Below are 26743 nucleotides of genomic sequence, written 5' to 3' on the forward strand. Positions count from 1 at the left end.
GTTTCAATATCCCAGTAACACTTTTACGGCCATACGATTTGAAAGGCTATACGAAAATACGCTGTCACTTTTCAGCAACAGCGTATCCACTTAAACCGGTTTATACAACGTAAGATTGTAAGTCACCTTTATTTTAATTCTTCCAGGACAGTATAAGATTGGAGAACATTGTTTTTATCGTACTGTTCGGTACGCACCAAACCAACGTTAGGAGCATACCATTCATATCCGTAACCAGTAATTACCTCTTTGCTTTTTGGCGAACGGCTGTTCATTTTATATTTTACTTTTGCACAGTCGAATGTTCCGGCAGGAGTAGTAATGCTTTCGTTAGTCATGTATTCGCGATCGTAAATATTGACATCACGACGGTCTTTGCGGTTCTTTTTATCGTATATCTTTACCGAAGCATTATCCATGTACACATCGTCGCTATTGAAACTTGGGACAAACGTATTTGGGTAATTCACAAAATTATCAGTAATATCCACATCCGTATTCATTTCTGAAACCACTCCAGGATATGACAAAACCTGTTTCATATCCATAAAGAACTCACCATTCTGGCAATAAGCCTCCACATCCCCTTTGTTTACAACTGTTCCGGCAGGGTTTGTAAATACATAATCAGCCTCTACCTGCGTACCCGAAGGAATCGCTTCGACTTCATCTACTTTATAAGTCATTATAGTTTGTAAATTTCCTTTTGCATCATATCCTTTACGCACCAGAACAGTTCCTTGTGTCTGGGGAAAGAAAAATGTACAATCCTGAGCCATTATTGTTCCTGCTCCAAGCATTGAAAATAAAGTGGCGAATAATACTTTTACATTCATACTACAATATATTAAATGATTAATTACTAGTCACATGACGGTTATAGAACACAAAAAGAGAGCGAATGTTCAAAGCCATAAGTTTAAAATATCCAAAGAAAAGGCGCCTTATCCTGAGTTAATTTCTAACTTTGTGAGCCTAAACAATATGGACGATGGTACAACGATTTGATTTCTTAGTAATAGGTTCCGGTATTGCCGGAATGAGTTTCGCGCTTAAAGTTGCGAGTAAAGGAAAAAAAGTAGCCCTTGTTTGTAAATCCGGCCTTGAAGAAGCCAATACATATTTTGCACAAGGAGGTGTAGCCTCTGTTACAAACCTGATTGTAGACAACTTCGAAAAGCATATTGAAGACACCATGATTGCCGGCGACTGGTTAAGCGACCGGGGTGCTGTAGAGAAAGTCGTTCGAGACGCGCCTCAACAAATCAAAGAACTTATCAGTTGGGGAGTAGATTTCGACAAGGATGAAAAAGGAAACTTCGACCTGCACAGGGAAGGAGGCCATTCAGAATTTCGTATTCTCCACCACAAAGACAATACCGGAGCTGAGATACAAGATAGTTTGATAAAAGCAGTTCAGCAGCACCCGAATATTACCGTATTCGAAAATCATTTTGCCATTGAAATATTAACCCAGCATCATCTGGGGGTTAATGTTACCCGTCAAACACCGGATATCCAATGCTATGGAGCCTATATCATGGATCTGAAAACAGGAAAGATCGATACTTTCCTGTCTAAAATAACCTTGATGGCTACCGGTGGTATAGGAGCTGTATATCAGACTACGACTAATCCTATGGTAGCAACCGGTGATGGTATAGCTATGGTTTACCGTGCCAAAGGAACTGTAAAGGATATGGAGTTTGTACAATTCCATCCTACGGCATTGTATCATCCGGGCGACCGTCCGTCTTTCTTAATCACCGAAGCTATGCGTGGATATGGCGGTGTGCTCCGTACATTAGACGGAAAAGAATTTATGCAGAAATACGATAAACGCCTTTCCCTGGCTCCACGCGACATCGTAGCCCGTGCAATTGACAACGAAATGAAAAACCGTGGAGATGACCATGTTTACCTGGATGTAACTCATAAAGATCCGGAAGAAACAAAGAAACATTTTCCTAACATCTACGAAAAATGCCTGAGCTTAGGTATTGATATAACCAAAGACTATATTCCGGTAGCACCGGCGGCCCATTATTTATGCGGCGGTATTAAAGTAGATTTGGATGCCCGTTCATCCATTAATAGGCTTTATGCTGTCGGAGAATGTTCGTGCACAGGTTTGCATGGCGGAAACCGACTTGCTTCTAATTCTTTAATAGAAGCTGTTGTATATGCTGATGCAGCGGCAAAGCATAGTTTAAGTATTGTTGACTCACTAAATTATCAGGAAGATATTCCAACCTGGAACGATGAAGGAACCCGTTCTCCCGAAGAAATGGTACTTATAACCCAAAGTATAAGAGAAGTAGGACAAATAATGAGTACATACGTAGGTATCGTTCGTTCCGATCTTCGTTTGAAACGTGCATGGGATCGTCTGGATATTATCTACGAAGAAACAGAAAGTTTATTTAAACGTTCCGTTGCATCCAAAGATATCTGTGAACTGCGTAACATGATTAATGTGGGGTATCTGATCATGCGTCAGGCTATCGATCGCAAAGAAAGCCGTGGCCTACATTATACGTTAGATTATCCACCAACAAAGAAAAGCTAAATATCCGTTCTAAAATAAAAAACAACAGGAAAACCTTGTCCCTGACCGGATGAAATATAAGTAAGGAAGTAAAAATAAAAAGATCCCGGTCATTTAATAAAACCATCGGGATGATTTCAACAAATGACCGGGATCTTTTAAATAAGACTTTGAATTAATAATTCTGTTTCATCGGTTCAAAATAAGCTTGCGGATGCAAACAAGCCGGACACTTCTGGGGAGCTTTTTTGCTTTCAATTACAAAACCACAGTTACGGCACTGCCAGAAAATAGGTGAGTCTTTTTCAAAAACTTTGCCATCCTGTACATTAGCCAATAATTTGCGATAACGTTTTTCGTGTTCTGCTTCCACTTTTGCGATCATACGGAAAGCTACTGCAACTTCAGGAAAACCTTCTTCGTCTGCAACTTTTGCAAATTCAGGATAAAGGTCTGCCCATTCTTCATATTCGCCGGCAGCTGCTGCAGCCAGATTTTCTGCTGTAGTAGCAATAACGCCTGCCGGGTAAGAAGCTGTAATTTCAACCATTCCGCCCTCCAGGAATTTAAAGAAACGCTTTGCATGTTCTTTTTCCTGCTCTGCAGTTTCCATAAATACACCTGCAATTTGTTCGTAACCTTCTTTTTTAGCTACACTTGCAAAAAATGTGTAACGACTTCTTGCCTGTGATTCTCCGGCAAATGATTTCAGTAGATTCTGTTCGGTACGTGTACCTTTAATACTTTTTTCCATAATGCTAATATATGTTGTGAATTGTAAGCCCTGATAATACCCCCGTAATTAAACAGTTCAAATATATACATTTGTTTTATAATTGCATGATTTTGTTTACTAAATAAAATCTATACGATCATAAATAAAATTTATAACTATCTTTGCAGCTTTATTAAACAGGCAGAAAGAAAAATGACAAGTAAATTCGATTTTCAGCCGAAACTGTTAACCGCGCTGAAAAATTATTCGAAAGAAAAATTCATGTCCGATTTCATGGCGGGCATCATTGTTGGTATTGTAGCTCTCCCTTTAGCAATTGCATTCGGAATCGCATCGGGGGTAAGTCCTGAAAAAGGAATAATTACAGCTATCTTAGGAGGATTTATCGTCTCTTTTTTAGGCGGCAGTAATATTCAGATTGGCGGACCTACAGGAGCATTTATCATTATTGTTTATGGCATCATACAAAACTTCGGTATTGAAGGGTTGGCCATTGCAACAGTTATAGCCGGAATATTGCTTATTCTGATGGGCATATTCAAGTTAGGGACAGTTATTAAATTTATTCCTTACCCTATTGTAGTAGGCTTTACCAGCGGTATTGCCCTTACTATCTTTACTACACAGATGAAAGATTTGTTCGGACTTACGATGGATAAGGTTCCGGCCGATTTTATCTCCAAATGGATCGCTTATTTTGAAGTTATCCATACTATAAATTTATGGCCTTTATTGATAGGAGTCGCAAGTATTATCATTATTGTTTTAACTCCTAAAATATCTAAGAAAGTACCCGGATCGCTGGTAGCTATTATCACGATGACAATAGTTGTTTATATCCTGCGAAGCCATTTTGGCATTACTTCTATCGAAACTATCGGAGACAGGTTCACCATTCAGGCACAGTTGCCTCAGCCGGAAACGATCCGTTTTAATATGGAGACGATTAATTTATTGCTCCCTTCCGCATTTACAATTGCATTGCTCGGGGCAATAGAGTCTTTGCTTTCGGCTACGGTTGCCGATGGAGTAACAGGTGACAAACATAATTCCAATACGGAACTGATTGCCCAAGGAGCAGCCAACGTCATTGTCCCTATATTCGGGGGTATTCCCGTAACAGGAGCAATTGCCCGCACTATGACAAATATAAACAACGGAGGAAAGACACCCATAGCAGGCATCATTCACGCCATTGTATTACTACTGATCCTGCTTTTCCTGGGACCGCTTACAAAGCATATTCCAATGGCTTGTCTGGCAGGCGTACTTATAATTGTTTCTTATAACATGAGCGAATGGCGTACATTCCGTTCGTTAATGAAAAATCCAAAGAGCGATGTTTCCGTATTGTTAGTAACTTTTCTGCTAACCGTCATATTCGATCTTACCATTGCCATCGAAATAGGCCTTCTTATCGCTATGCTGCTCTTCATGCGACGGGTGGCCGAAACAACCCGCGTGTCTGTTGCAACAGACAGTATAGACCTTTCCGACGAAGGGGAAATCCATCATGACGAAGAAGTATTGATTCTTCCCAAAGGTGTAGAAGCATACGAAATAGATGGTCCTTTCTTCTTTGGTGTAGCCAATAAGTTTGATGACGTAATGCAAATCATAGGAGACAAGCCAAAAGTACGTATCATCCGCATGCGCAAAGTTCCGTTTATGGATTCTACCGGGCTGCATAACCTGGAAAGCCTTGTACGTTTATCCCAGGCGGAACATATACATATAATTCTGTCCGGTGTAAACGAACAAGTACACCGCATCCTAATTAAATCCGGCTTTGAGGCCAGGATAGGAGCAGAAAACATTTGTAGCAATATAGACGAAGCAATCAGGAGAGCGGAAGATTTTATAAAAAAATAAAAGATACCGGAAGGCTTTTCTTTCCGGGTTTCCGGAAAAAATCAGAATATATCACAGCAGTCATTTTGTTTTATGCCGATGAAGTTTTTTCATCGGCATAAAACGGAATCAATGCTCTACAGCAATTACCTTGTTTTCCTTACGGCTCCGTTCGGCAGCAAACGCCATGAGATGGCTTTCCAACGATTCGTCGAGCGGCGTACTCATAAGGGAAGCGTCTTGTTTACGAATGGCTTCTATCCAGTCGTGTATCATTCCGGCATCACCACCACCGTGGCCTACACCTTCATAATTCAACGCATCCACAGCATCCGCCCGGTATGTCTTGGAGACACCGGAAGCGAAATCGGTATGGGTAAACGATTCCATATCTCCGACAATATCACCATGTGTACCCATGATACGGGTACGGCGGCCGCTATACGAAGTAAATGCCTCGATAGAGAAGTTGACCGTTACACCACCTTCAAACTCCATCAGCATCATATAATGGTCCGGTTGATTATTCTGGCAATGATAAACACATTTGCCGTAATTGCCGTTCTTCAGATTTTCAAGGATTACCTTACCTTGTTCGTCATAATCTTCAGGCAAATCAAATACATACAGCCACGTACGATCACGATAATAGATCTTTAATGCCGAATAAGGGCAAGTTGCTTCTACCGGACAACCATCCGTACAACGGGCCGGAACTCCTGCAGGAGCTTTCTCTGATTTGAAATGTGCCAGGTCGCCGAAAGCTGCCACCTTTGTACACGGTTTACCTATTATCCAGTGAAGTATATCAAGGTCGTGGCTCGACTTGGCCAGAACCAACGGAGTACTTGCTTCCGAATCGCGCCAGCTTCCGCGTACATACGAATGGCTCATGTGCACATGGTCTACCGGTTCGAAATGCTGGATACTTACCAATTCACCAATTCTCTTGCTCGACACCATCTCTTTCAGCATCAAGAAATAAGGAGAATAGCGTAAAACATGTGTCAGGCCTACTATCTTTCCCTTCTCTTTGGCATATGCCACCAGCCGTCGGCATTCTTCTTCTGTCTGGGCAATAGGTTTTTCCAAAAGAATATCATAACCTAAATCAAGCGCTTTCATGCAGGGAGCATAATGCAGATGGTCTGGGGTTGCTATAATCACAGCATCTGCAAACTTGGGGCGGTTCAACATTTCTTCCCAGGTTGCTACACAGTTTCCGGCAGGAACGTGATATTTATCCCTATACATATTACGGCGCAGTTCCACCAATTCGGCAATGCCGACAATTTGAAGATCGTCCGGATGTTCAAGTGAATAATCGCCATACAATTTACCTCTTCCGCTGGCTCCTAGTACAATGGCCGTAACGGGGACAGTTGTTTTTTTCTCCATCGAATATTAAGTATTAGATTATTGAAGTTTTCGCCAAATATACAGGATTTTATTCTAAAACAGATCAGACTGATACCATAAGCTTGTTTTGATTTTCAAATAATCCGAATTATTGTCTATTTTTGCATCCGTATTTTATTTTTAATATTATCTCAATTCTTTTAAAATGTAATATTTATGTTAACTACGAATCCTTTACAAAACAATCGTATTGTTTTTTTAGACTATCTTAGAGTACTTGCGTGTTTTATGGTGATCATGGTACACGCCTGCGAGTTTTTTTATGTAGGAGCCAATGGCTGTTCAATTGCAAACGATACCGATCGTTTTTGGGTAAGTCTTATAGACAGTGCCTTGCGTGCAGCCGTTCCCTTGTTTGTAATGACCTCTTCTTACCTGCTGTTACCTTTGAAAGAAAGCGGTGCCCCTTTCTTCAAACGTCGTTTCAGCAGAGTTCTTATTCCGTTTATTATTTGGTCAGTATTATATGCGACTGTACCCGTATTATACGGAGATATGACTACAGAAGATATGAAAGGAAGCCTTACCCGTCTGTTATTGAATTTCAATATGAGTAGCGGACACCTTTGGTTCATCTATATGTTGATCGGTTTATACATGTTTATGCCGATCCTTTCGCCCTGGTTGAAACAAGCCAGTAAGAGAGGAGAACAAGCAGTATTGGCCGTATGGGCATTTACCACGCTCCATCACTACATACCAACATATACGGATGGTTGGTACGGGGAATGTTTCTGGAATGAATTCCACATGTTCTGGTATTTTTCAGGATATATAGGTTATCTTGTTTTGGCACATTATATCCGTACTTACATTAATTGGAGCTTGCAGAAAAGTATGCTTATCGGAATAATTTCATTCCTTATCGGCTACGGATTAGCCTTCTTCTCATTCTACAACAGAACATTGGAGTCAATAGATTTAGGTTATATAGAAGTTTCCTGGCGTTTTTGTACTCCTCCTGTCGCATTAATGACTTTCGGTATTTTCATTATACTAAAGCAAATTTCATTCGATAAAGAATGGTTGTATAAACCGATCCGTACTATCTCCCAGTTAAGTTACGGCATTTACCTAATGCATATCTTTATCCTGAATTTCTTTTATAAGCTCATTCATGAGAGTTGCACGACTCCCGTTTCCATCTTATTGATAGGAATATTTACTTTTATAACCTGCTGCATCGTTTCTAAGCTTTTATCATATATCCCCGGAAACAAATACATTCTGGGATAAACATAAAATCCCTTCACATCATTTGCCAACCAAGACAAATGAGTGTGAAGGGAGTACATAAAGACTAATAGCCAATTATAAAGCAAATTTATATCCTACTGATATCCCAACTTGAGTATCTTTTTTGTTCAGACAGTTCTGGAATATTGCAGCTCCTATATATACCTTCTTTACTTCCACTCCCGTTTCAGCAGAGAATCCTAGTTGCCCGAGTGAAGCAATTCCAACATAAGGACCTGCACTCAGCCTTATGTTTGTTGTCTCACTAACCGGCAAACGAAACGAAGCATACACAGGGATGTTAAGGCCTATATTCCATTTGGAGGAAGAGTTTTTCCAGTTATCCCCACTATACAACAATCCTCCTGTTTGGATGGCAAACACATTAGAAACCGGGAATGAAACATACGCACCGGCATGCAATCCCCACTCATACACTCCACCAATACCCGCACGAGGTTCTAATTCAATTGATTTTACCAGCTGAATAGATAAAACAGCGAATAAAATTAAAAATACTCGCTTCATCATTATTTGTTTAATAAGATGTATTTATTAAACGATTTACTGATAAATTTATTACTAACTTATTCATATTTATGTTCATATCGTAAATCCAACATACATATTCCATGATCTATTCTGCTGCTTTCCGTCATATTTTATAGGAAAATGTGAAGACAAATCCTTCAACCCCATTTCATAAGAAACACCAATATTAAAACGATAAACACTCATTTCAACACCAGCATTAATACCCCAATCCCATTTAGTAAAAGAAGACAAATCTTTTTTTCCATAAGATTCTGTTTCAAAAATAATCCGATCAAAGGGAGATGAACTTATTCCATATTCTCCATCCATACGTTGCAAATTATACTTACCCTTCAATCCATATGCAACATAAGGACCAACATTAAGCTGAACAGCAACATGATCATATATAGGCAAACGATAAGAAGCTAATACCGGAAGCTGCATATACATCAATTTGGCATCCATTGTAACCAAGTCTGTATTGACAGGATATTCATCAATATTTATAGCACCTTCCATATTATAAGTACCTTTTTCTTTTAAAAAAAGTCCACTCCTTATTCCCCAACGATTGAAATGATAATCAATACCCACACCAAAATTATAACTGATATAATCATGACTATTTCGTGTGTTTGAAATATCAGAAATACAAATTCCTACATTTGGAGTAAATGAAAATTGGGCAAAAGCAATAGTATAACTTCCGAGTAGCAGTAAAATACTGAATATAAATTTTTGTTTCATTATCTTGCAATAATAGGTAGATTATACGAAACTCCATTTTCAACATACGTTCTCCATCCGCTTAACTCTCCCGGAGGGTTTATTAATCCAATTCCTCTATTTGACTGAGAATTAATAAAATCTCTATCAAGTATAACCTGTACGATCTCATCATCTTCATTTTGAAATGGAATACTTGCTGCTTTTATTTGGTATATTATCTACCAACTCATCGTTAGAACATGCAGTAACATACAACAATATCGCCACTGCAAAAAACACATTCAACTTTTTCATTTTCTTAAATTTAAAATTCAAACAATCCATAAACATTATTCATATTATCTGATATAGAAATCACATATTCACCTTGTAATTTCTTATCTAGTTGTATTGTATACGAAGAAAATTCAATCGCATCTAACACTTCATAATATATTACTTCTTCTGAAAGGCTATAAATAGTCACATATACCAATCCTATATTTCTATTAAACTGTAAGGATAGCTCTTTCATGTTTTCATCTACTGTAGCAGTAATGGGAATATCAATTCCAATGGACTTCTGCTTTCTATCCCAATTTCCATTCAATCTAACCCGTTTTCCAAAACAAGGAATTACACACAATAATGAAATGGCAACCAATAAAAATCTAAAAGCTTTCATATTTTCTTTCAATGTTATAATTTTGGAACAAAAGTAAAAGCTATAAAAGAAAATAAATAAAAAAAGGTATACTTTAGATAGGACAAGATAAGATTGATTATCAAAATATTAGCAGTATTTAGATAGGACAAGACTAGGTCAGTAAATAACTATATCACATTAATAATAAGATGTTTATTGTGCATTCTTTAAAAAAGTACACAAATCAAGATTTTGACCTATTATTCCAAGTGCCCGACGCACACGTTGGCGACGTTTACTAACTGACTCAGGATTTATGTGCAACAGTATAGCTTCTCCATTTGTATCAAGCCTAAATATAGAGAGATAGGAATAATTGCGCTCAGAGTCTGTAATATTGACATTTGACAAATGATCTTTTACTGATGGATAAATTTCATCGACTATTGAAAAGATAGCTTGCCAATCTTTTTCAGTAAGAGGTGATTTATCTTTCCCGGGACAGACTCCCTTAGATAGTTTTAATATCTTTTTTCCGATAGAAGAAGAAAACAACAGTTCTTCTTGTTGCAATTCTATTCGTTGTGTAAGTGTTTCTATTTCGTTTTGTTTCTGTTTATATTTTAATTCTAAATTACTATTTTCTTTTGTTTGCCTATTAGTTATTATTTTATGCAATTCTTTTTGCTTGAATTGCAAATCTTCTTTTAATCGTAATAAAATAATATCTTTTTGTTGTAAATCTAATTGCTGTTTATTCAACTTCCTATTTTTTTGATTAATTCTTATATAGTATATAAATAACGAACATAAAGAAAACAACACAAACAGTATGACCAATATAAATAATCGCTGCTTCTCCGAGCGTAAATTCATATTTTCCATAGATATTTTCAGATGATTATATTCCTTTTCTACCTTATATATATTCATCTTTTCTTGTATACTTTCAGCAGAATCGGTTACCTCATAATGTTTTTCCAAATAAGCAAGTGCTTTCTCAGGACAATTATCCGCCTTTTCTACCAAATAATACTGATAATATATTCCTATCGGAGTATATTTATTTAATGTCGGAATCTCCGCTTTCTTTAAATATTCACGAGCTTTCTCATAATTTCCTTCTTCGCGGTATAAGCTTGCCAATGACAAATAATTAGGAGCATTATCAACACTATCCAACCGGATTGCCTGCATCAGGTATTTTTCGGCTAATTCTAAATCACCTAACATTCCATACACATTGCCCAATCCGTTACTTATAGCAGAAATAGCTGCCGTATCATTTAAGTTCCTTACAATTGTATCTGCCTTCAATAGATAATTCAAAGCCAACATACAAGAATCAGAAAAAGCATACATACACCCAACGTCACGTAAAGCAAAAGCCTGACTTCGTTTATTGCCTGCTTTCGCAAAATAATATGAAGCCTCTTCATATTTATCTTTTCCTAATGAATAGGTTCCTTTCAGATCATACAAATCCCCCATATAGCTGCAAATATATCCTGCCTGGTTATAGTCTTTAGCCCGCAAAGCCATTTCTAATGCAGGTATATAAGCTTTCATTGCATCTTCGTATTCTTTGTCTTCAACATACGAACGACCCAGATACAGACCTATTTCGGCTTGTTGTTTCCGTGTTCCATGCTTTTTATAATAAGACAAGGCACGCGTTAGCTGAGTGGTATAAGGCATTTCTTCACCCAACGTATCGGCTACCTGCCCATATATCATGCACCAACGGGCAAGCAATTTTTCACTTAGCAGATCAGGAAGCTCTATTGTATTCAACAAGGCGTACGCACTGTCGGGATCGGATTTATATAATGACTCGGCTTGAATAATTATTTTTTTCGCGGCAGTTTCGTCTTTACATCCGGCAGAAAATAACAATAAGGTTAGCAATAATATGCTTATAATGCATTTCATTTGGCGTTCGTTTAGATTGTTGGTAAATATAGAACTAAAATTACGACAATAACATTTCATCGTAATGATTTTTTCAAATTATAACGATGATTTTTCTAAATCATAAGTATGAAATTTTCCGATACATGTAAATTGTAGAAAAAAATTCATGTATCTTTGATATCTGTTTCTAAACTAGTTTACAACTATTTGGATGAAACGTCTTTTAAACCGGATTACGGGATATTGGCCATATAGAAAACAAATATATATTAAGTTATAGTAAGATGAATAAAAAGCACTTTCTCTTTCTTACTCTTCCAATGAGTATTTTATATTCCTTTATTATAGGTATTTCTACTGTTAATGCACAAATCAGCGAAGGCGGACTACCGCCCAGCTTTAATAGCCAAAACACCCTGAAAAATACATTGGCTGCTGTTGAAGTACCCGTTAATTTTAGCGTTGAAGATTTGAAAATTGTAGATGAATGGCAAGTAAGCCAGGGTGCACCTTTACGCGTAGCTAAACTTATAGATGCCAATCTCGATATAATTAAAGACGGAAACCAAATTTCTCTGACCGATAATCAAACAGTATGGCAACTCCGCATACAAGCAGAAGGTGCTATAGCAATTATGCTATACTACAACGATTTCTATATTCCAGAAGGAGGTAAATTATTCATTTATAATACAGATAAGACACAGGTATTGGGAGCATATACATCTACAACAAATCCTTCGACACAAAAATTTGCTACCGAATTTATAGCGGGTGATGACATTGTGCTGGAATATGTACCTGCAGCAAACAATGCCGAACAACCTCGTATTAATATCGAATCTATCGGTTATGGCTATAACCACTTATATATAACTAAAACGTCTTCATTGAAAAATGCTTCGAACGATTGCATGGTAAACATTAATTGTGAAGAAGGAGACGCCTGGCAAGCCGAAAAAGAAGGTGTCTGCAAAATGATCCAGAGAATAGGAAAAAGCTCTTACATATGTTCCGGTTCGTTGGTAAATAATACAAAAGAAGATCTGACCCCTTACGTTTTATCGGCATTTCATTGCAGCCAGTCAGAATCTAACGTATCAGCCAGTAAAGATGATTACAGTCAATGGTTGTTCTATTTTGGATATGAACGTACTCAATGTACAAACTTATCGATTGCTTATAGGCCTAATACAATGACCGGATGTATAAAAGTAGCTTCTACTCCCACCAGCGGAGGTTCCGACGGTTTATTATTGAAACTGAATCAATCCATTCCGGAAAGTTACAATGTGTATTACAATGGATGGGACAGAAGCGATAAAGCGGCTCAATCCGGTGTTGGTATACATCATCCCAATGGCGATTATAAAAAAATATCGACATTCAAATCTCCTGCCAAAACAATAACCTGGAACGATATAAATGGTGTAAGAGGGTATAACAATGCACATTGGAACGTTATTTTTGATGCAACAAACAATGGTCAAAGTGTAACTGCCGGAGGTTCGTCCGGATCTCCGTTGTTTAATCAGAATAAACTGATTGTAGGTACCCTGACCGGAGGAGATTCAAACTGCAACGATAAACCGGACGGCAGTAATATTTATGGCAAATTATTTTACCACTGGAATAAATTCCCCGGTTCGGATACAACCCGCATGGATATTTGGTTGGATCCTATCAATAAAGGAGTAACACAACTAGCCGGACGTTATGCATCCCAAAACAAACTAAGCCCTACCGATTTAACTCTTACGTACAATAATAAGACAGTTACACTGAAATGGAAAGCACCTGAGAATGCTTCGGATATTGAAAAATATGCTATTTACAGAAACAACATATTATTAGACTACACAACTTCAACTACATATACAGACGAATCTTTTGAAACAGGTTCCCAAATTTATGGAGTTTCGGGCATATATACGGATGGAAAAGAATCGGGCACTACCAATGCTACTATTTTAATTACCGATTATAAAGGCCCTACAAATGTAATTGCAAAAGAAACGGCCGAAAATACGGTATTAGTAAGTTGGAAAGCTCCTTTATACCAGCAAACCATATTCTGGGGAAGCAATACAAATTTCGTATCAATCGGATTGAAAGGTAATCCGTTCTATTTCGGACAAACATGGGATGCAAACGATTTGGCACCTTTTAATAACAAAAAGCTTACAGCCGTCAAATTTACACCTCTTGCAGGAACTTACTCCATACTTATTTTCCAGGGAGAAATGGAAAACAAATATCAACAAAAGGTCAGTAATCCTCAATACAAACAGACAAACACAATTACATTAAAAACTCCGTATGTAATAGATGCCACTAAAAATTTGTATGTCACTATCTATGCCGAAAATTACAAAGAAAAAGAATATCCGGCTTACGCAGACAAAGGCCCTGCCATAAGCGGTAAAGGGAATGTTATATCTTACGATGGAAAAAAATGGGAATATCTATATCTTCCCGAAGGAAGCGGAAGTACCGTTTTCGATGCCAATTTTGTTGTTGCAGCAGTCGTTACTTCCGAAGAAGGTAGCTTATCAAATGATAAGCTACGCAGCAATCCGGTTGCTGCTTTTCCGGAAGTCACCGGATATAATGTCTATCGCGACCAAATAAAACTAAACAGAACGTTTATAACCGGGACAGAATATCTGGATAAAAATGTCCCTTTAGGAAAACATACTTATTCCGTTTCTGCCGTTTATAATGAAAACGATGAAAGTGTTTTAACAAATGCAGAAAATGAAATAAACGTAAGTATCGAAGATGCAGGCAATAATGCTGTAAACATAGTGCCTCTCATATTTAATGAACAGGTAAGAATAAACAATGCACAACAGGTTACATTGATCGAAATAATTTCGGCCGACGGTAAAGTTGTAAAACAGATAAAAAATCCTGAAGAAGTTATTTATACCGGCTCGTTTGCTCCGGGCATATATATCTTTAAAATTCATACAAACAATGATATAAAAATTATACAAGCAGCAAAAAGACGGTAAATCAATACATATTAATATTTATAAAATATGAAAAAGAACATTTGTATTGCATCAATCATTATTGCATCAGTGTTTAGCATGACAGCATGTAAACAAAACACCGAGTCTAAAACCATAAACGGGACTGTTCTTGATGCCAGTATGAACAATATCGTACTGACTACTTCCGATGGAAGTACTGTAGATATCAGCACAATGGATACAAGCCCCGAAAAAGTTCCGGGTGTATTAATTGATGATTCCGTAAAAGTCACATGTATTGAAAAAGATATGGATGGTACAAAAGTATTAACTGCAACCGGGTTAACAATACTGAGGCATTCTCCTTATTACTACATACAAGGTACGTGGGTAGAACCAAACCCAATTAATGCACAGGAAGTACAAGGTTTTACGCTAAATCAGGACGGAACAGCTCAAAGCGTAAATATGGCTACTTTGGATATTAACGGATGGAGTCTGGATGGAATGCATCTGCAATTGAATTACAAAAGCATAGGAAACAGAATGACTTTTAATGGCATCGATACTTTATCAATAGATAAAATTGATGCGGATTCGCTCGTTTTATCACAAAACGGAGCAATAGCATGGCGTTTAAGCAGAGAAAAAGAAGAGTAAACTATATTCCATACATAGCCAATAATAGTTTTTATTATTGGCTATAAAGACAGTTGCCTAAAAGAACAAAAAACAAGTTTTATCATGCAGAAACAGTCACATCAAATCCTTCTTTTCTAGCTACTTCTGCAATTATTTCCAAATCTTCTCCAGATACTTTCTTTAGATTTTTCACCGGCGTTTCCCGGTCTATAGTATAGATCATTACTTGCTTAGGACGGATTTGTTTTAATGCGTTTACCCAACCTTTAATTTCAGATTCAGAAGTATTGTCAATATGTTCTCCATTTATTTCACCTCGCAAAAACATAGTTTGTATAATAAGCTTACCATTAAAACGGCATAACTGTTTCAGTAACGAATCAAAATTAAAAGAAGAAGAATTAGGAGCATTTAATTGACGAATCCGGCTATCCAAAACAGAATCTAACTTCAATATATTATCTTCAATCTTGTTTAAAGCCTGAAACACTTCTTCTTTATGGAGCATAGTAGAATTAGAAAGAACGGCAATTTTAGCTTGCGGAAAAAACTGATTGCGTGTATTTATCGTATCATCAATAATACCTCCGAATTCGGGATGCATTGTAGGTTCGCCATTTCCGGCAAAAGTAATCACATCCGGAGCTATTCCTTCCGATTGCATATAAGCCAATTTCTGCACTAAAGCTTCTTTTACTTCTACACGGGTAGGAAGTTTACTACGTGTACGACGTTCTTCATTCAGTCCGCATTCACAATAAATACAATTAAACGAACAAAGTTTCCCGTCCGTAGGTAAAAGATTAACACCTAATGAAACACCAAGCCTGCGGCTGTGAACAGGTCCGAAAATTATTTTATCAAAAAGAATCGTAGACATAACTGTATTTTTGTTTAAGCGGTTCACAATTAACCATCCATAATATGATACAAAACTACAAAAGCCTTTTAAAATTTCCATCTTAACATGGCATAAATATCCGTTTTATCTGAACCTTCTATTTCTTCAAGGTCCGTACCAATAACATTTCTATCCATATAATGTGTGTATGCGAATTTGGCAGATAATGATACTCTCTTCAATATATCCCAACGAAAAGTTGTTGATAAACGTAACCCTTTTCCATAAAATGAAGGCATATTGAAAACATACAATATATTTTTCTCATAAGAACTCACACGACTGGAATAATCGTCTGTAAAGAAACAGGCAGTATATAAATCTATCTGAACAGGTAGTGAAGAAGGTTTCCATCCAAAACTTTGAGAGACCATATAACCTTTACTGTTTTTAGTGCTTTCATTGTATACAACAGCATCAGCAGACGTTTTGAAAATAAATAAGGAAGATAAATGATAATTTGCCTGAATCCGGACACGCTGTTGAGTATAAGGTAAAACGACAGTCGTAAATTTATCGGAAAGACTCTCATTCTTTTCTTTTCGTCTGTATTTATAGCGAATATAAACAGAAAAATTTTTTCCGCCTGTATAATCAACTTGCACCATATATTCACGTCCGGTAGAAGGTGAGTCTACTCCATATTTTAACCAGGGAAAACGGAAAAAATCAGCATAAGCCGAACATTTCCAATAGGCGAATGGAGTTAATTGTATTCCCATATACAAACCTTGTTCATTTTGAACAGATGAATTTTGAGAAAAAGCATTACCAAAATAAGCCTGATAACGTCTATCATAATACCTGTATAATAGCAACAAGGAAATATAAGAAGCCGGCATTAATTGAAAAGCGTTCAAAGTTGCAAACGCTTTATTCCGGGAAATAGCTGTTTCACCATAAAACTTCATTTTGTTATTTTTCAAAAGATAATTGACACTTGCATTTATATTTTTGTCACCTCTAAAATAGAATATATTATAAGGTTTCGACTCCGGCATAATTTTATCTTTTCCAAAAGAATAAGATAAAGCAGTGATTCCTAAACAAACATTTGAAGTATTATATTGTATGTTTCCACCTATTGTTTGCATTTTTATGTTATTCATTTTTTCTCTGTCTCTTTCCAAGCGGTGATATCCGTCTGTTTTAATTGAAGTAAAAATATGGTCTTCAACTTTTGCGTCCAGTTTACGTAAAGAATAGAAAAGACTAATATCTATGTTTTTCAAATTAACCGTTGCTGCAGTTCCCCGAAAGAAATCATTTTCATTTGTTGAAAAGTGTCTCCTAAATCCGTTTGTGCGTCTTTCCGCCTGAGTAACAATAATGGTACGACTCAAAGAAAAATCATTGCTTACTACCAAACCCTGACCAAAAGAAACTTTATAATCACCAATCAACAAAGTTTTCAACATCTTTATATCTCTCAAAAGAAGATGTAGAGAATAATAATCATATCCTTTATGATAACCATTCCAAAAAGGTTCTCCGGCATCCTTTTCAGCGACAACACCAAAATATATTTTATCTTTAAATGAATAGCTGTAACGGAGAGAAGTATAAAAAGATTCTCCTATATATTTCCGGTTTGGAAATTCCTGTAATATACTATCAGGATATGAACTATATCCCTTCTTTTGTTGAAAACATTTATCATATCTGATATATAATTCATTAGAACCATATTTCAACATATTTTTCACAGTAACAGGGCAATTATCAACAGGGATAACACCTATATAAACAAAAGGAAGCAGCAATTCTATTGTTTGAAAATCTAATCCTTCAATGTTCTTCAGTTCATATACGGTAGCCATATTGCCATAACGTTTTCTGTATCTCATAATATTATTAATCTGGAAATCCGAAAGGAACGGTAATTTTTTCAATTGTTGTTCTGTTACAGTATTCAGATCAAAAGGATGTTCTGTAAGATAGGATAATTCGGAATATAATGTTTCTATCTTTTCATTATCGTCTGTATTTGCAGCCATTTCTTCCATATATTCCATCCACTTATCAACAGAAAAAGAAGTCTGGCCATTAACATTATAACTATTAATTAACAAGTATATTGACATAGTTATAAACATGAACATAAAGTGTCTCATAGTAAGGTATATTTAAAAAGAAAATGATAAACCAATTCCTGTACTTATTCCTAATTCCGGATGATATAAAGCAGCTACATCAATAATAAAATGATATAAATTATATCCCACACCCAAAGAAGGTAAAACCGGATCGCTTCTAATTCCGGCACGAACAAAAAATGCGTCAAAAACAGTATATTCAATACCAGCATTACATATTACAGTATGTTCATTATTAGTACCTATACTTCCAGCTATCAACATATTATTAATAATCTTCCATTGAAAACCTATCTGTATTAAATAGAATGTAAAATCCTTTATTTCAGTTGTATTATTTTTAATAGATACAGAAGGTAAATTGGTTATCAACATACCTACTAACAAATTATCAACCGGATGAAATGTACTTCCGATATCGGTTGAAAGGCGTGAAATATTTTCTTCACATAATTCTGTTTGTAATATAGCATATTGAACAGATATCCCTAAAGACCATTTATCTCCTAAAAGTTTACTGCCGGACAAACGAAACATGCTTTCCCTATAAGCATCGTAACCAAAAGAAAAGATATCAACACCTATTGGTAATATAGGATTAGGACATTGAAAACTTCCGTTTACTGTTTGTAATTCTTTTAAAGAATAACGATTGAAATAATTGATTTGTAACTTTCTGTTACTTTGGAGAGCTATTAAAGAAGGATTTAATAACGATGATTGGGTTACTTCATTTCCTCCCATTCCCATACTACGTATATCAGATAAACGTAAGTTATTAACAGCACCGACACGGGTATAAAAGATTACTAGACATAACAGGCAAAATGCAATTAATTTCATAGGTAAGGTATTGTTTCTATTATAAATACAAAAATACCATTTTATATTTATCTGGCAATTCTTACTGAACTTATTAGTCAAATAGTGTAAAACCAGTACAACAAACCAGTAAATCAACTACTTTTGCAATGTATGGTAAGAATCATATTATATATATTTCTGTTATTTTTGGTTTGTTGTATAAAGATAAATGCACAACAGACGTTTAAAATGAACACTCTTCCGGAAAATTACTACAAAGCTTATGTAAACGGAAAAGATACAATAGCTATTATTAATCTGAGAGAAGTATATGTTTTTCCAAAGGTAAAATTCAAAAATAAACGAGAAGAACAAAAGTATAATAAATTGGTACGTGATGTAAAGCGTACGTTACCTTACGCTAAAATGGTTTATGAAACACTTATAGAAACATACGAATACATGGAGACATTGCCTAATGAAAAGGCACGACAGGCTCATTTGAAGCTGATGGAAAAAGATTTGTTTAAACAATATAAACCGGAACTAAAAAAACTATCTTTTTCCCAAGGAAAATTACTTATTAAATTGATTGACAGAGAATGCAATCAATCCAGCTATAACTTGCTGAAGGCATACCTGGGAAGCTTTCGCGCCGGATTCTGGAACATCTTTGCCGGAATGTTTGGAGCCAGTCTTAAATCCGAATATGATCCAAAAGGAAAAGACGCCCTTACCGAGCGTATAGTTATTATGGTTGAAAACGGATTAATCTGACAATTGTTTAAAAAAATCCCAAATAATTATACCGGTAGTAACAGACACATTCAATGAATGTTTTGTCCCGTACTGCGGTATTTCAATACACATATCACATTTATCAACAACATTCTGTTGAACTCCTTTTACTTCATTTCCCATTATTACAGCATACTTTTTTTCTTTATCTAATAAGAGATTATCCAGCATAATACTTCCTTCGACCTGCTCTATCGCACATATGGTATAACCTTTTTGTTTAAGGTTATCAACAGCCTCCGGAGTATCTTTAAAATATTTCCATTCTACACTATCTTCGGCACCTAAAGCTGTTTTATGAATTTCTGCATGCGGAGGACATGCTGTAATACCACAAAGATAAACAGCTTCTACTCTGAAAGCATCGGATGTACGAAACACAGAACCTACATTATTTAAACTTCTTATATGATCTAAAACTACTACCATAGGTATTTTTTTACTCTCTTTAAAAGCTTCCGGAGTAAGACGATTCAATTCTGTTACTTTCAGTTTACGCATTTTTATTATCTTTACTATTACAATTACAAAGGTAGCTATTTCCTAATGAACAAAGTGTAAATATACCGTTGAAAAGGTATTGATAAATGGTGGATACAAAATGAAAAAAAGTTCTTGCTTTATTCGGATTCTTCTATATACACAATCGTTTCCTTTGTGTACAAAAGAAATATCATACTATTTATTATATACTTTCAACATCCATTATACACATGTAAACAAGGAAAAAAATTATTATTTTATTCACATTCCAATAATCAACAAAAAAGTTACATAAGCTTTAACTAAAAGAAAAACAGAATATAAAGTATATTTTATATTGTTAGTATCTTCTTAATAAGTAGTTTATATATATTGATAACTCTATAGACAATATTTTCGACTAAAATATATCAACCGTTTCAACAGTATATCATATATATCATAATTAAATTTTTAATTTAAAGATAATAAGAATATAATATATGATTGTGGATAACTCATAGAAAACTTCCTTTATCCGTTTTTTATACACTCGGATGAAAGTGGCATTCATTTCGGAAAGAAAACTAATTTATTCTGAAAGAAATGAATGATAAAAGTTTTTTATAAGACTGTTTTATGTATTTTTTATATCAGATTGTAAGGAAAGTTTTAACTTTGCGTATTGTCACAATCTGTTATTACATAAAGCTATGTCAACAAATCAATCAATCGGATATATGAATGCACCTGTTCCGAAAGACATCAATTTAAAGGAAGAAATAGATAAATTGCGTAAAGAAAAGAATGCAATTATATTGGCTCATTATTACCAGACTGGTGATATACAGGATATTGCAGACTTTGTAGGCGATAGTCTTGCTTTGGCTCAATGGGCTGCTAAAACGAAAGCAGATATTATAGTTCTTTGCGGTGTTCATTTTATGGGTGAAACAGCAAAGATTCTTTGTCCGGATAAGAAAGTATTGGTTCCGGATCTGAATGCAGGTTGTTCATTGGCCGACAGCTGTCCGGCTCCTGCTTTCGAAGAATTTGTAAAACAGCATCCCGGTGCTACTGTTATTTCGTATGTAAATACTACGGCTGCTGTGAAAGCTGTTACAGATGTGGTGGTAACTTCAACCAACGCCCGTCAGATTGTTGAAAGCTTTCCGGAAGATACCAGGATTATATTCGGACCCGATCGTAACCTGGGAAACTATATAAATAGCATTACAGGGCGCAATATGTTGTTGTGGGACGGTGCTTGCCATGTGCATGAACAGTTTTCTCTGGAAAAGATACTCGAATTAAAGAAACAATATCCCGATGCAGAAATTATAACACATCCCGAATGCAAACAACCCATTATTCAGGTGTCAGACTTCGTAGGATCGACTGCAGCATTATTGAAGCATACTATTAAGTCCGAGAAGAAACAATTCATTGTAGCGACCGAAAGTGGTGTTATTCATGAAATGCGTAAGCAAAGTCCGCTTAAAGAATTTATTCCTGCTCCTCCGAATGATAGTACCTGTGCTTGTAACGAATGTAATTTTATGCGTTTGAATACAATGGAAAAGCTGTACAACTGTCTTAAGTTTGAACTGCCTGAGATATTTGTAGACGAAGAAGTTCAGAAGAAAGCTATAAAACCGATCAGGAGAATGTTGGAAATTTCTGAAAAACTGGGTTTATAATATATGCTTTTTAATTCGGTTGAGTTTTCAATTTATCTTCCTGTTGTATTTCTGCTCTACTGGTTTGTGTTCAACAGGAAGGTAAAATTACAGAATCTGTTTATTGTAGTTGTCAGCTACCTGTTTTATGGCTGGTGGGATTGGCATTTTCTGATACTTATAGTTATTACTTCTTTTTGCAGTTGGTTAAGTGGTGTCTGTATAGATAAATTGCGAAATGGAACATCGGCAGATACACCGGAAATCAGAAAGAAATGCAAATGGGTAGTAGGAGGAAACGTTGCCCTGAATCTGGGAATACTTATATTCTTCAAATACTTTAATTTTTTTGTTGAAAGCTTTATTACTTCTTTTTCTCTGTTGGGAATAAATTTAGAATCTCCGCTTTTATATATTATTTTGCCTGTAGGAATCAGTTTTTACACGTTTCAGGCTTTAAGTTATACAATTGATGTATATAGAAAGAAACTTGAACCTACGTATGATGTGGTTGCTTTTTTTGCATTTGTAAGTTTCTTTCCCCAATTGGTGGCAGGACCTATTGAAAGAGCTACCAATTTGTTGGTGCAATTCTATAAACCACGTAATTTTACATATCCGGACGCAGTGAATGGTATGCGTCAGATACTTTGGGGATTCTTTAAGAAGATTGTAATAGCAGATAACTGTGCTATTGTAGTAAATGATGTATTTGGAAACTATAGTAACTATTCTGCAAGTACACTGCTATTGGGTGCTATTTTCTTTTCTTTTCAGATTTATGGTGATTTCTCAGGATATTCCGACATTGCAATAGGTACAGCCAAGTTATTTGGTATTACATTGAAACAGAATTTTAATTATCCCTATTTTTCAAGGAATATAATTGATTTCTGGCGTAGATGGCATATATCTCTAAATACGTGGTTTGTCGATTATGTGTATATTCCACTCGGAGGAAGTTGGGAAGGAATGTATAAACATATACGAAATATATTTATTATATTTTTTCTGAGTGGACTTTGGCATGGGGCTAATTGGACATTCATAACCTGGGGAATATACCATGCATTGCTTTTTATACCTTTATTACTTTTGTCAAGAAGAAATAATAATAAACAAACCGGTTTCGCAAAACCGGTTATTTCTATGTTCATAACTTTCCTTTTTGTAACGGTTGGCTGGATCATATTCAGAGCAGATACATTATCTATGGCGTGGAATTACATATCAGGCTTGTTCTCTGATTCATTGTTTACAATTCCCAAAGTGAGCGGGTCAAATAATGTAACGGCTATTATTTCTCTTTTCTTTATTTTTATTTTATTGACGGTTGAATGGATAAACAGAAATAAACCTTTTGGTCTGGATTTGTGTAATATGCCTAACCTGTTTGTAAGATATTCTTTTTATAGTTTGATAATTGCTTCTATCTATTTCTTTGGGGCTGATGCTTCCAATTTTATTTATTTTCAATTTTAGATATGATTATGAATCTGTCTGTACAACAAATACGTTATATAATATCGTTTATTTTATTTCTGCTGGCTTTTATGGTGTTGTTGAATATAGTAACGCCAGTTTTGTTCAAGGCTTTGCCTAACGACTATATGCGTACAAAACTGATTATACAAACATTGAAAGATACTTCCGAAGTAGCTGAAGTGATTATATTGGGTAATAGCAGAGGTATGAACGGAGTAAACGGATATATGCTTGAGAAAGAGTTAAGCGATCATCCCAAAGTATATAATCTTACTTCCACCGGACAGCAGTTGAGTGAAAGTGCATTGTATTATACAATGATTCCGACAGAAGTAAAAACAGTTATTCAATGCATAGATATAGATTTATTATCCAAACCAATAGATATTAAAACATCAAACAGTGTGGCTCTACACATGTATAGATATGAAATGGATAATAAAACTGAAGAAATAGTACCATTGAAGAAAACCTTGGATAAACCGTTTTTCATTTATAATTACGAAGCCCGCAATTGTCTGTTCGCCGGTTTGTCTTATTTTCTTCGTAAAATGCTTGATGATGATGATCCGGATGTTTTTGCACTTGACTTACGTTATCCCAGTTCACATAAGTCGCTTCGGAACGATATTATCTACAAGCAGGAAATAGAGGAAAAAAATAAAAATAACATGTTTGCTTTGTATACGATATTACCTGAATGGAAAAAATTGATAGATACTTCATATATCTACTTTAAACAAAGAAATATTCGTTATTGTTTATTGATTATGCCTTATAATCCGGACATAATTTCTTCCACAAACGAAGAAAAAGAATATGCCCTGAGTCTGTTTAAAAAACAATTTAATGATATATTTCTTATAGATTGTTTTAATTTGTTGCGACCCGAAGATTTTTATGATGCCATCCATCCAAACAACAGCGGAGCAGAAAAGATAACGGATATGGTTATCAAATCATTCTGATATTATTTGACAACCGCAATTTTGGTAACTACACTTTCTGCCCCTTTATCGGTAGATACAAGCACAAGGTATATTCCGGTGGCAACACGGCGGCCTGATTTATTTTTACAGTTCCACGTAGTTTGCCCACCTATAGATTTGGTTTGATAAAGAATGTTTCCGTTTATATCGGTAATTTTTACATTCGAGTTATCCATTAATCCGGTTATTGTAACCTTTTCATCAAAATCAGGTCTTACCGGATTTGGGTAAACATATACATCCGAATAATCTTCTTTTCCTTTCGTAGCTTCTCCTTTATAGGAAATAAGTCCTTTGTCTGTACCTATAAATACTTCTCCGTTATCATCATTTATTTCGATAGAATAAATGATGTCTGAAAGGAGAGGGCTGTTGCTCGTATTGAAATAGTGATCAATCTGCTGGTTGTCGGAAGATAATACGTAAACACCTTTACCTTCTGTTCCTATCCATTTTCGGTTTCCACCGTCTATAGTGATAGCAGTAACTTTTATATTATCCAAAAAATAATAAGCATCACCATCTTCATTCAATAACTTTATACGGGTACAACGAACAGCGGAAACAGCAGCCTTATCCGGATTACTTATATAAACAACACCTTTGCCTGTTCCTATCCAGACCTGGTTGGTTTTATCTTCAGCCATACAATGATAGCTACTTGGATTAAAATTATTTCCATCCTGGTCTGTAAAAGAAGTATATTCCATGTAGGTATCATCCGAACTGTCCATCGTTCCGTTTGTATCCAGAACAACGATCTTTGGTTTTACTCTTGGAATGTTGAACCATTTTTTATCTGTAGAAGTTATCAACGTATTGTTTAATGTATATTGATTATAGAGTGGAGAACAAGGAATGCTATACCATTTTCCGTCTGGAGCTAATACCTTGACAGGCAAGTTAGCTTCCGAATTATTCATCCATATATTACCGTATTTATCAAAAGCAGCTCCGTCTATATTCATATAACTACTACTGGAAGGAACACTGATGGCACTTTCTAAAGTACTGTTTGCAGTGTAATACTTATAATAATCGGAACCTTTGAATTGAGCAGCGCCATAGTTATATGCTGTTAGAAATATGTTTTCAGGATCTTTCGGATCGATAGCTATGCTTGTAAAGTTCAGCATAGCTGTTTTAGGCGTTAAAGTTGTCCATTTAGTATAATCGTATACCATTATTTCTGCCCTATAATTCAACGGATTTCCGCTTGAAGATTTTCCGCCAGGCAAAACATACAGTTTTGAATTATTATACAAAAGCTTATATGGACTATCAAATCTGGGACCATCTAAAACAATAGGATCTCCGTTTATTGCATAAGTTCCCGTATTGCTTTTTACTATATACTTTAATCCTTCGGTACCGGTTGCTATCCAATACGAATCTGTTTTATCAGCCGGTGATATATCTTTTATAGCAACATTATTTATTTGATCGTAAGTAGTTGAATCGGAAAATATATATAGTTTATTTGAGCAAATGCAAGCTAATTTATTATCCATTTGCTTAACATAAATAAGCGTAGATTCAGCCAACAAAGGAGTAATCGTACTGTTATTGTCATAATAAACTCCTTTATTTTTTATGAAGAAACACATTTTGTTATCAAAATAAAATAAAGAATTTACCTCATTGCCGGTAAAAAAAGAGGAGTTGATAAAATACTCTTTCCAGTTATTCTTGTCTAATAAATTATCATTTAAGGAAGCTTGAAATAGTCCGCTGGTGGTAGATATGTATATAATGTCGTTATTGATAAGACAAGAGGTTGTAATTAGTGAAAGGTTATATGTATCAGTTATTTCTTTTTTTTCCATATTGACAACAAGAACTCCAAAATTTGTTGCTAAATAAGCGTACTCATTATATATGAATACAGAGTTGATGTCTTTATTGGTTATTGTTGTATTATTATAAAGATAGGGTAAATTGGTCACCACATTGTTATCTATAATATCTATATTCCAATTATTATAAATTACAAGCACTGATTTTGTCTTCGTATTATATTTTACGAATGATATTTGTGTATCATTCAGACCGGTAAGCTTGTTATATTCTTTTATACTATTGTCTTCTTTCATATAAGAAAACAAGGCCCCTCTGGGTTTTACATCTGTTTCTTTTTCTTTATTGGATAAAGCACCTTCGGCAATAACATATACTTTATCGGATGCTTTTTCTACAATACGTGTATTATAATAGGAAGCATATATATTCCATTTGCTAACGGATGTGTTGTCGGCAAAAGTTATGTCCGATCCAATAATTAAAAGTAGTAAAATAATATATCTGAAGTTCATAT

At 35.5% G+C, this 26743-nt stretch carries 21 protein-coding genes; 9 read left to right on the top strand and 12 right to left on the bottom strand.

Translation table 11 applies throughout. From position 1 onward, the window contains the following. Positions 1–128 precede the first annotated feature (128 nt). The gene (locus C4S38_RS05280) at positions 129–836 is read right to left on the bottom strand and encodes a TapB family protein (RefSeq protein WP_103982844.1); all 708 of its coding nucleotides are present in this window, start codon (positions 834–836) and stop codon (positions 129–131) included. A gap of 155 nt (positions 837–991) precedes the next feature. On the opposite strand from C4S38_RS05280, the gene nadB reads away from it, so the two are divergent. Further along, complete coding sequence (nadB, locus tag C4S38_RS05285; RefSeq protein ID WP_103982845.1) at positions 992–2569, top strand: L-aspartate oxidase; 1578 nt, start codon at positions 992–994, stop codon at positions 2567–2569. A 154-nt stretch (positions 2570–2723) separates the two neighbouring features. Here nadB and rbr read toward each other — a convergent pair whose 3' ends face one another. Beyond that, on the bottom strand, positions 2724–3302 hold the full coding sequence (rbr, locus tag C4S38_RS05290) for a rubrerythrin (RefSeq protein WP_099464799.1): 579 nt from the start codon (positions 3300–3302) through the stop codon (positions 2724–2726). Between the two features lie 174 nt (positions 3303–3476). On the opposite strand from rbr, the gene C4S38_RS05295 reads away from it, so the two are divergent. Then, a complete protein-coding gene (locus tag C4S38_RS05295; RefSeq protein WP_103982846.1) occupies positions 3477–5156 on the top strand; it encodes a SulP family inorganic anion transporter in 1680 nt (559 codons plus the stop codon). A 108-nt stretch (positions 5157–5264) separates the two neighbouring features. Here the strand turns inward: C4S38_RS05295 and C4S38_RS05300 are convergent, their stop codons facing one another. Then, a complete protein-coding gene (locus C4S38_RS05300) occupies positions 5265–6533 on the bottom strand; it encodes a Gfo/Idh/MocA family protein (RefSeq protein WP_103982847.1) in 1269 nt (422 codons plus the stop codon). A gap of 177 nt (positions 6534–6710) precedes the next feature. Between C4S38_RS05300 and C4S38_RS05305 the strand changes: the two genes are divergently transcribed. Next, on the top strand, positions 6711–7790 hold the full coding sequence (locus C4S38_RS05305) for an acyltransferase (protein ID WP_103982848.1): 1080 nt from the start codon (positions 6711–6713) through the stop codon (positions 7788–7790). Positions 7791–7865: 75 nt separating this feature from the next. Here the strand turns inward: C4S38_RS05305 and C4S38_RS05310 are convergent, their stop codons facing one another. The 4 genes from C4S38_RS05310 to C4S38_RS05325 form a co-directional block, all read right to left on the bottom strand. Next, entirely contained in the window at positions 7866–8318 is a 453-nt protein-coding gene (locus C4S38_RS05310; RefSeq protein WP_146059451.1) for a porin family protein, read from the bottom strand. A gap of 75 nt (positions 8319–8393) precedes the next feature. Further along, positions 8394–9074 carry a porin family protein gene (locus C4S38_RS05315; protein WP_103982850.1) on the bottom strand — a complete coding sequence of 227 codons (681 nt, stop codon included), beginning with the start codon at positions 9072–9074 and terminating at the stop codon, positions 8394–8396. Between the two features lie 286 nt (positions 9075–9360). Further along, positions 9361–9720: a DUF3244 domain-containing protein gene (locus C4S38_RS05320; RefSeq protein ID WP_103982851.1), complete on the bottom strand. Its 360-nt coding sequence runs from the start codon at positions 9718–9720 to the stop codon at positions 9361–9363. Between the two features lie 174 nt (positions 9721–9894). Beyond that, positions 9895–11613 (bottom strand): tetratricopeptide repeat protein, encoded by a 1719-nt coding sequence (locus C4S38_RS05325; protein WP_103982919.1) that lies wholly within the window; start codon positions 11611–11613, stop codon positions 9895–9897. A gap of 266 nt (positions 11614–11879) precedes the next feature. Here C4S38_RS05325 and C4S38_RS05330 point away from each other — a divergent pair, with 266 nt between their 5' ends. Both C4S38_RS05330 and C4S38_RS05335 read left to right on the top strand, forming a co-directional pair. Then, positions 11880–14612 carry a T9SS type A sorting domain-containing protein gene (locus tag C4S38_RS05330; protein WP_103982852.1) on the top strand — a complete coding sequence of 911 codons (2733 nt, stop codon included), beginning with the start codon at positions 11880–11882 and terminating at the stop codon, positions 14610–14612. Positions 14613–14639: 27 nt separating this feature from the next. After that, a complete protein-coding gene (locus C4S38_RS05335; RefSeq protein ID WP_103982853.1) occupies positions 14640–15233 on the top strand; it encodes a lipocalin-like domain-containing protein in 594 nt (197 codons plus the stop codon). 82 nt (positions 15234–15315) lie between these two features. Here the strand turns inward: C4S38_RS05335 and C4S38_RS05340 are convergent, their stop codons facing one another. From C4S38_RS05340 to C4S38_RS05350, 3 genes are all read right to left on the bottom strand, one after another. Further along, entirely contained in the window at positions 15316–16095 is a 780-nt protein-coding gene (locus C4S38_RS05340; protein ID WP_103982920.1) for a radical SAM protein, read from the bottom strand. Between the two features lie 68 nt (positions 16096–16163). After that, on the bottom strand, positions 16164–18230 hold the full coding sequence (locus C4S38_RS05345) for a helix-hairpin-helix domain-containing protein (RefSeq protein WP_234999293.1): 2067 nt from the start codon (positions 18228–18230) through the stop codon (positions 16164–16166). A 12-nt stretch (positions 18231–18242) separates the two neighbouring features. After that, on the bottom strand, positions 18243–19055 hold the full coding sequence (locus C4S38_RS05350; RefSeq protein WP_103982854.1) for a PorV/PorQ family protein: 813 nt from the start codon (positions 19053–19055) through the stop codon (positions 18243–18245). A gap of 132 nt (positions 19056–19187) precedes the next feature. Between C4S38_RS05350 and C4S38_RS05355 the strand changes: the two genes are divergently transcribed. Continuing rightward, positions 19188–19793: a DUF4294 domain-containing protein gene (locus C4S38_RS05355; protein WP_103982855.1), complete on the top strand. Its 606-nt coding sequence runs from the start codon at positions 19188–19190 to the stop codon at positions 19791–19793. Here the strand turns inward: C4S38_RS05355 and C4S38_RS05360 are convergent. Then, on the bottom strand, positions 19785–20315 hold the full coding sequence (locus C4S38_RS05360; RefSeq protein WP_103982856.1) for an RNA methyltransferase: 531 nt from the start codon (positions 20313–20315) through the stop codon (positions 19785–19787). The two genes, C4S38_RS05355 and C4S38_RS05360, sit on opposite strands and share 9 nt — an antisense overlap. Before the next feature lie 674 nt (positions 20316–20989). On the opposite strand from C4S38_RS05360, the gene nadA reads away from it, so the two are divergent. Genes nadA through C4S38_RS05375 form a run of 3 tightly spaced genes read left to right on the top strand, consistent with a single transcriptional unit; the run spans position 20990 to position 24408 of the window. Beyond that, positions 20990–21976, top strand: coding sequence for a quinolinate synthase NadA (gene nadA, locus C4S38_RS05365; protein ID WP_103982857.1), 987 nt, complete (start codon positions 20990–20992; stop codon positions 21974–21976). Between the two features lie 3 nt (positions 21977–21979). Beyond that, complete coding sequence (locus C4S38_RS05370; RefSeq protein WP_103982858.1) at positions 21980–23437, top strand: MBOAT family O-acyltransferase; 1458 nt, start codon at positions 21980–21982, stop codon at positions 23435–23437. Between the two features lie 2 nt (positions 23438–23439). Then, positions 23440–24408, top strand: a complete 969-nt coding sequence (locus C4S38_RS05375) for a hypothetical protein (protein WP_234999294.1) — start codon at positions 23440–23442, stop codon at positions 24406–24408. Positions 24409–24410: 2 nt separating this feature from the next. On the opposite strand, the gene porZ is transcribed toward C4S38_RS05375, so the two are convergent. Then, positions 24411–26741, bottom strand: a complete 2331-nt coding sequence (gene porZ / locus C4S38_RS05380) for a type IX secretion system anionic LPS delivery protein PorZ (protein ID WP_103982859.1) — start codon at positions 26739–26741, stop codon at positions 24411–24413. Positions 26742–26743 lie beyond the last annotated feature (2 nt).

Origin of the sequence: Parabacteroides chinchillae, from assembly GCF_900108035.1 — a bacterium.
GTDB classification, from domain to species: Bacteria; Bacteroidota; Bacteroidia; order Bacteroidales; family Tannerellaceae; genus Parabacteroides; species Parabacteroides chinchillae.

Excerpts from the sequence above, each read along its gene's own strand:
- C4S38_RS05280 (WP_103982844.1), bottom strand. The coding sequence starts at position 836 with ATGAATGTAAAAGTATTATTCGCCACTTTATTTTCAATGCTTGGAGCA.
- C4S38_RS05355 (WP_103982855.1), top strand. The coding sequence starts at position 19,188 with ATGGTAAGAATCATATTATATATATTTCTGTTATTTTTGGTTTGTTGT.
- C4S38_RS05305 (WP_103982848.1), top strand. The coding sequence starts at position 6,711 with ATGTTAACTACGAATCCTTTACAAAACAATCGTATTGTTTTTTTAGAC.
- C4S38_RS05295 (WP_103982846.1), top strand. The coding sequence starts at position 3,477 with ATGACAAGTAAATTCGATTTTCAGCCGAAACTGTTAACCGCGCTGAAA.
- C4S38_RS05320 (WP_103982851.1), bottom strand. The coding sequence starts at position 9,720 with ATGAAAGCTTTTAGATTTTTATTGGTTGCCATTTCATTATTGTGTGTA.
- C4S38_RS05340 (WP_103982920.1), bottom strand. The coding sequence starts at position 16,095 with ATGTCTACGATTCTTTTTGATAAAATAATTTTCGGACCTGTTCACAGC.
- C4S38_RS05330 (WP_103982852.1), top strand. The coding sequence starts at position 11,880 with ATGAATAAAAAGCACTTTCTCTTTCTTACTCTTCCAATGAGTATTTTA.
- C4S38_RS05310 (WP_146059451.1), bottom strand. The coding sequence starts at position 8,318 with ATGAAGCGAGTATTTTTAATTTTATTCGCTGTTTTATCTATTCAGCTG.
- C4S38_RS05350 (WP_103982854.1), bottom strand. The coding sequence starts at position 19,055 with ATGAAATTAATTGCATTTTGCCTGTTATGTCTAGTAATCTTTTATACC.
- nadB (WP_103982845.1), top strand. The coding sequence starts at position 992 with ATGGTACAACGATTTGATTTCTTAGTAATAGGTTCCGGTATTGCCGGA.
- nadA (WP_103982857.1), top strand. The coding sequence starts at position 20,990 with ATGTCAACAAATCAATCAATCGGATATATGAATGCACCTGTTCCGAAA.
- C4S38_RS05360 (WP_103982856.1), bottom strand. The coding sequence starts at position 20,315 with ATGCGTAAACTGAAAGTAACAGAATTGAATCGTCTTACTCCGGAAGCT.
- C4S38_RS05345 (WP_234999293.1), bottom strand. The coding sequence starts at position 18,230 with ATGAGACACTTTATGTTCATGTTTATAACTATGTCAATATACTTGTTA.
- C4S38_RS05315 (WP_103982850.1), bottom strand. The coding sequence starts at position 9,074 with ATGAAACAAAAATTTATATTCAGTATTTTACTGCTACTCGGAAGTTAT.
- C4S38_RS05370 (WP_103982858.1), top strand. The coding sequence starts at position 21,980 with ATGCTTTTTAATTCGGTTGAGTTTTCAATTTATCTTCCTGTTGTATTT.
- C4S38_RS05325 (WP_103982919.1), bottom strand. The coding sequence starts at position 11,613 with ATGAAATGCATTATAAGCATATTATTGCTAACCTTATTGTTATTTTCT.
- porZ (WP_103982859.1), bottom strand. The coding sequence starts at position 26,741 with ATGAACTTCAGATATATTATTTTACTACTTTTAATTATTGGATCGGAC.
- C4S38_RS05335 (WP_103982853.1), top strand. The coding sequence starts at position 14,640 with ATGAAAAAGAACATTTGTATTGCATCAATCATTATTGCATCAGTGTTT.
- rbr (WP_099464799.1), bottom strand. The coding sequence starts at position 3,302 with ATGGAAAAAAGTATTAAAGGTACACGTACCGAACAGAATCTACTGAAA.
- C4S38_RS05375 (WP_234999294.1), top strand. The coding sequence starts at position 23,440 with ATGATTATGAATCTGTCTGTACAACAAATACGTTATATAATATCGTTT.
- C4S38_RS05300 (WP_103982847.1), bottom strand. The coding sequence starts at position 6,533 with ATGGAGAAAAAAACAACTGTCCCCGTTACGGCCATTGTACTAGGAGCC.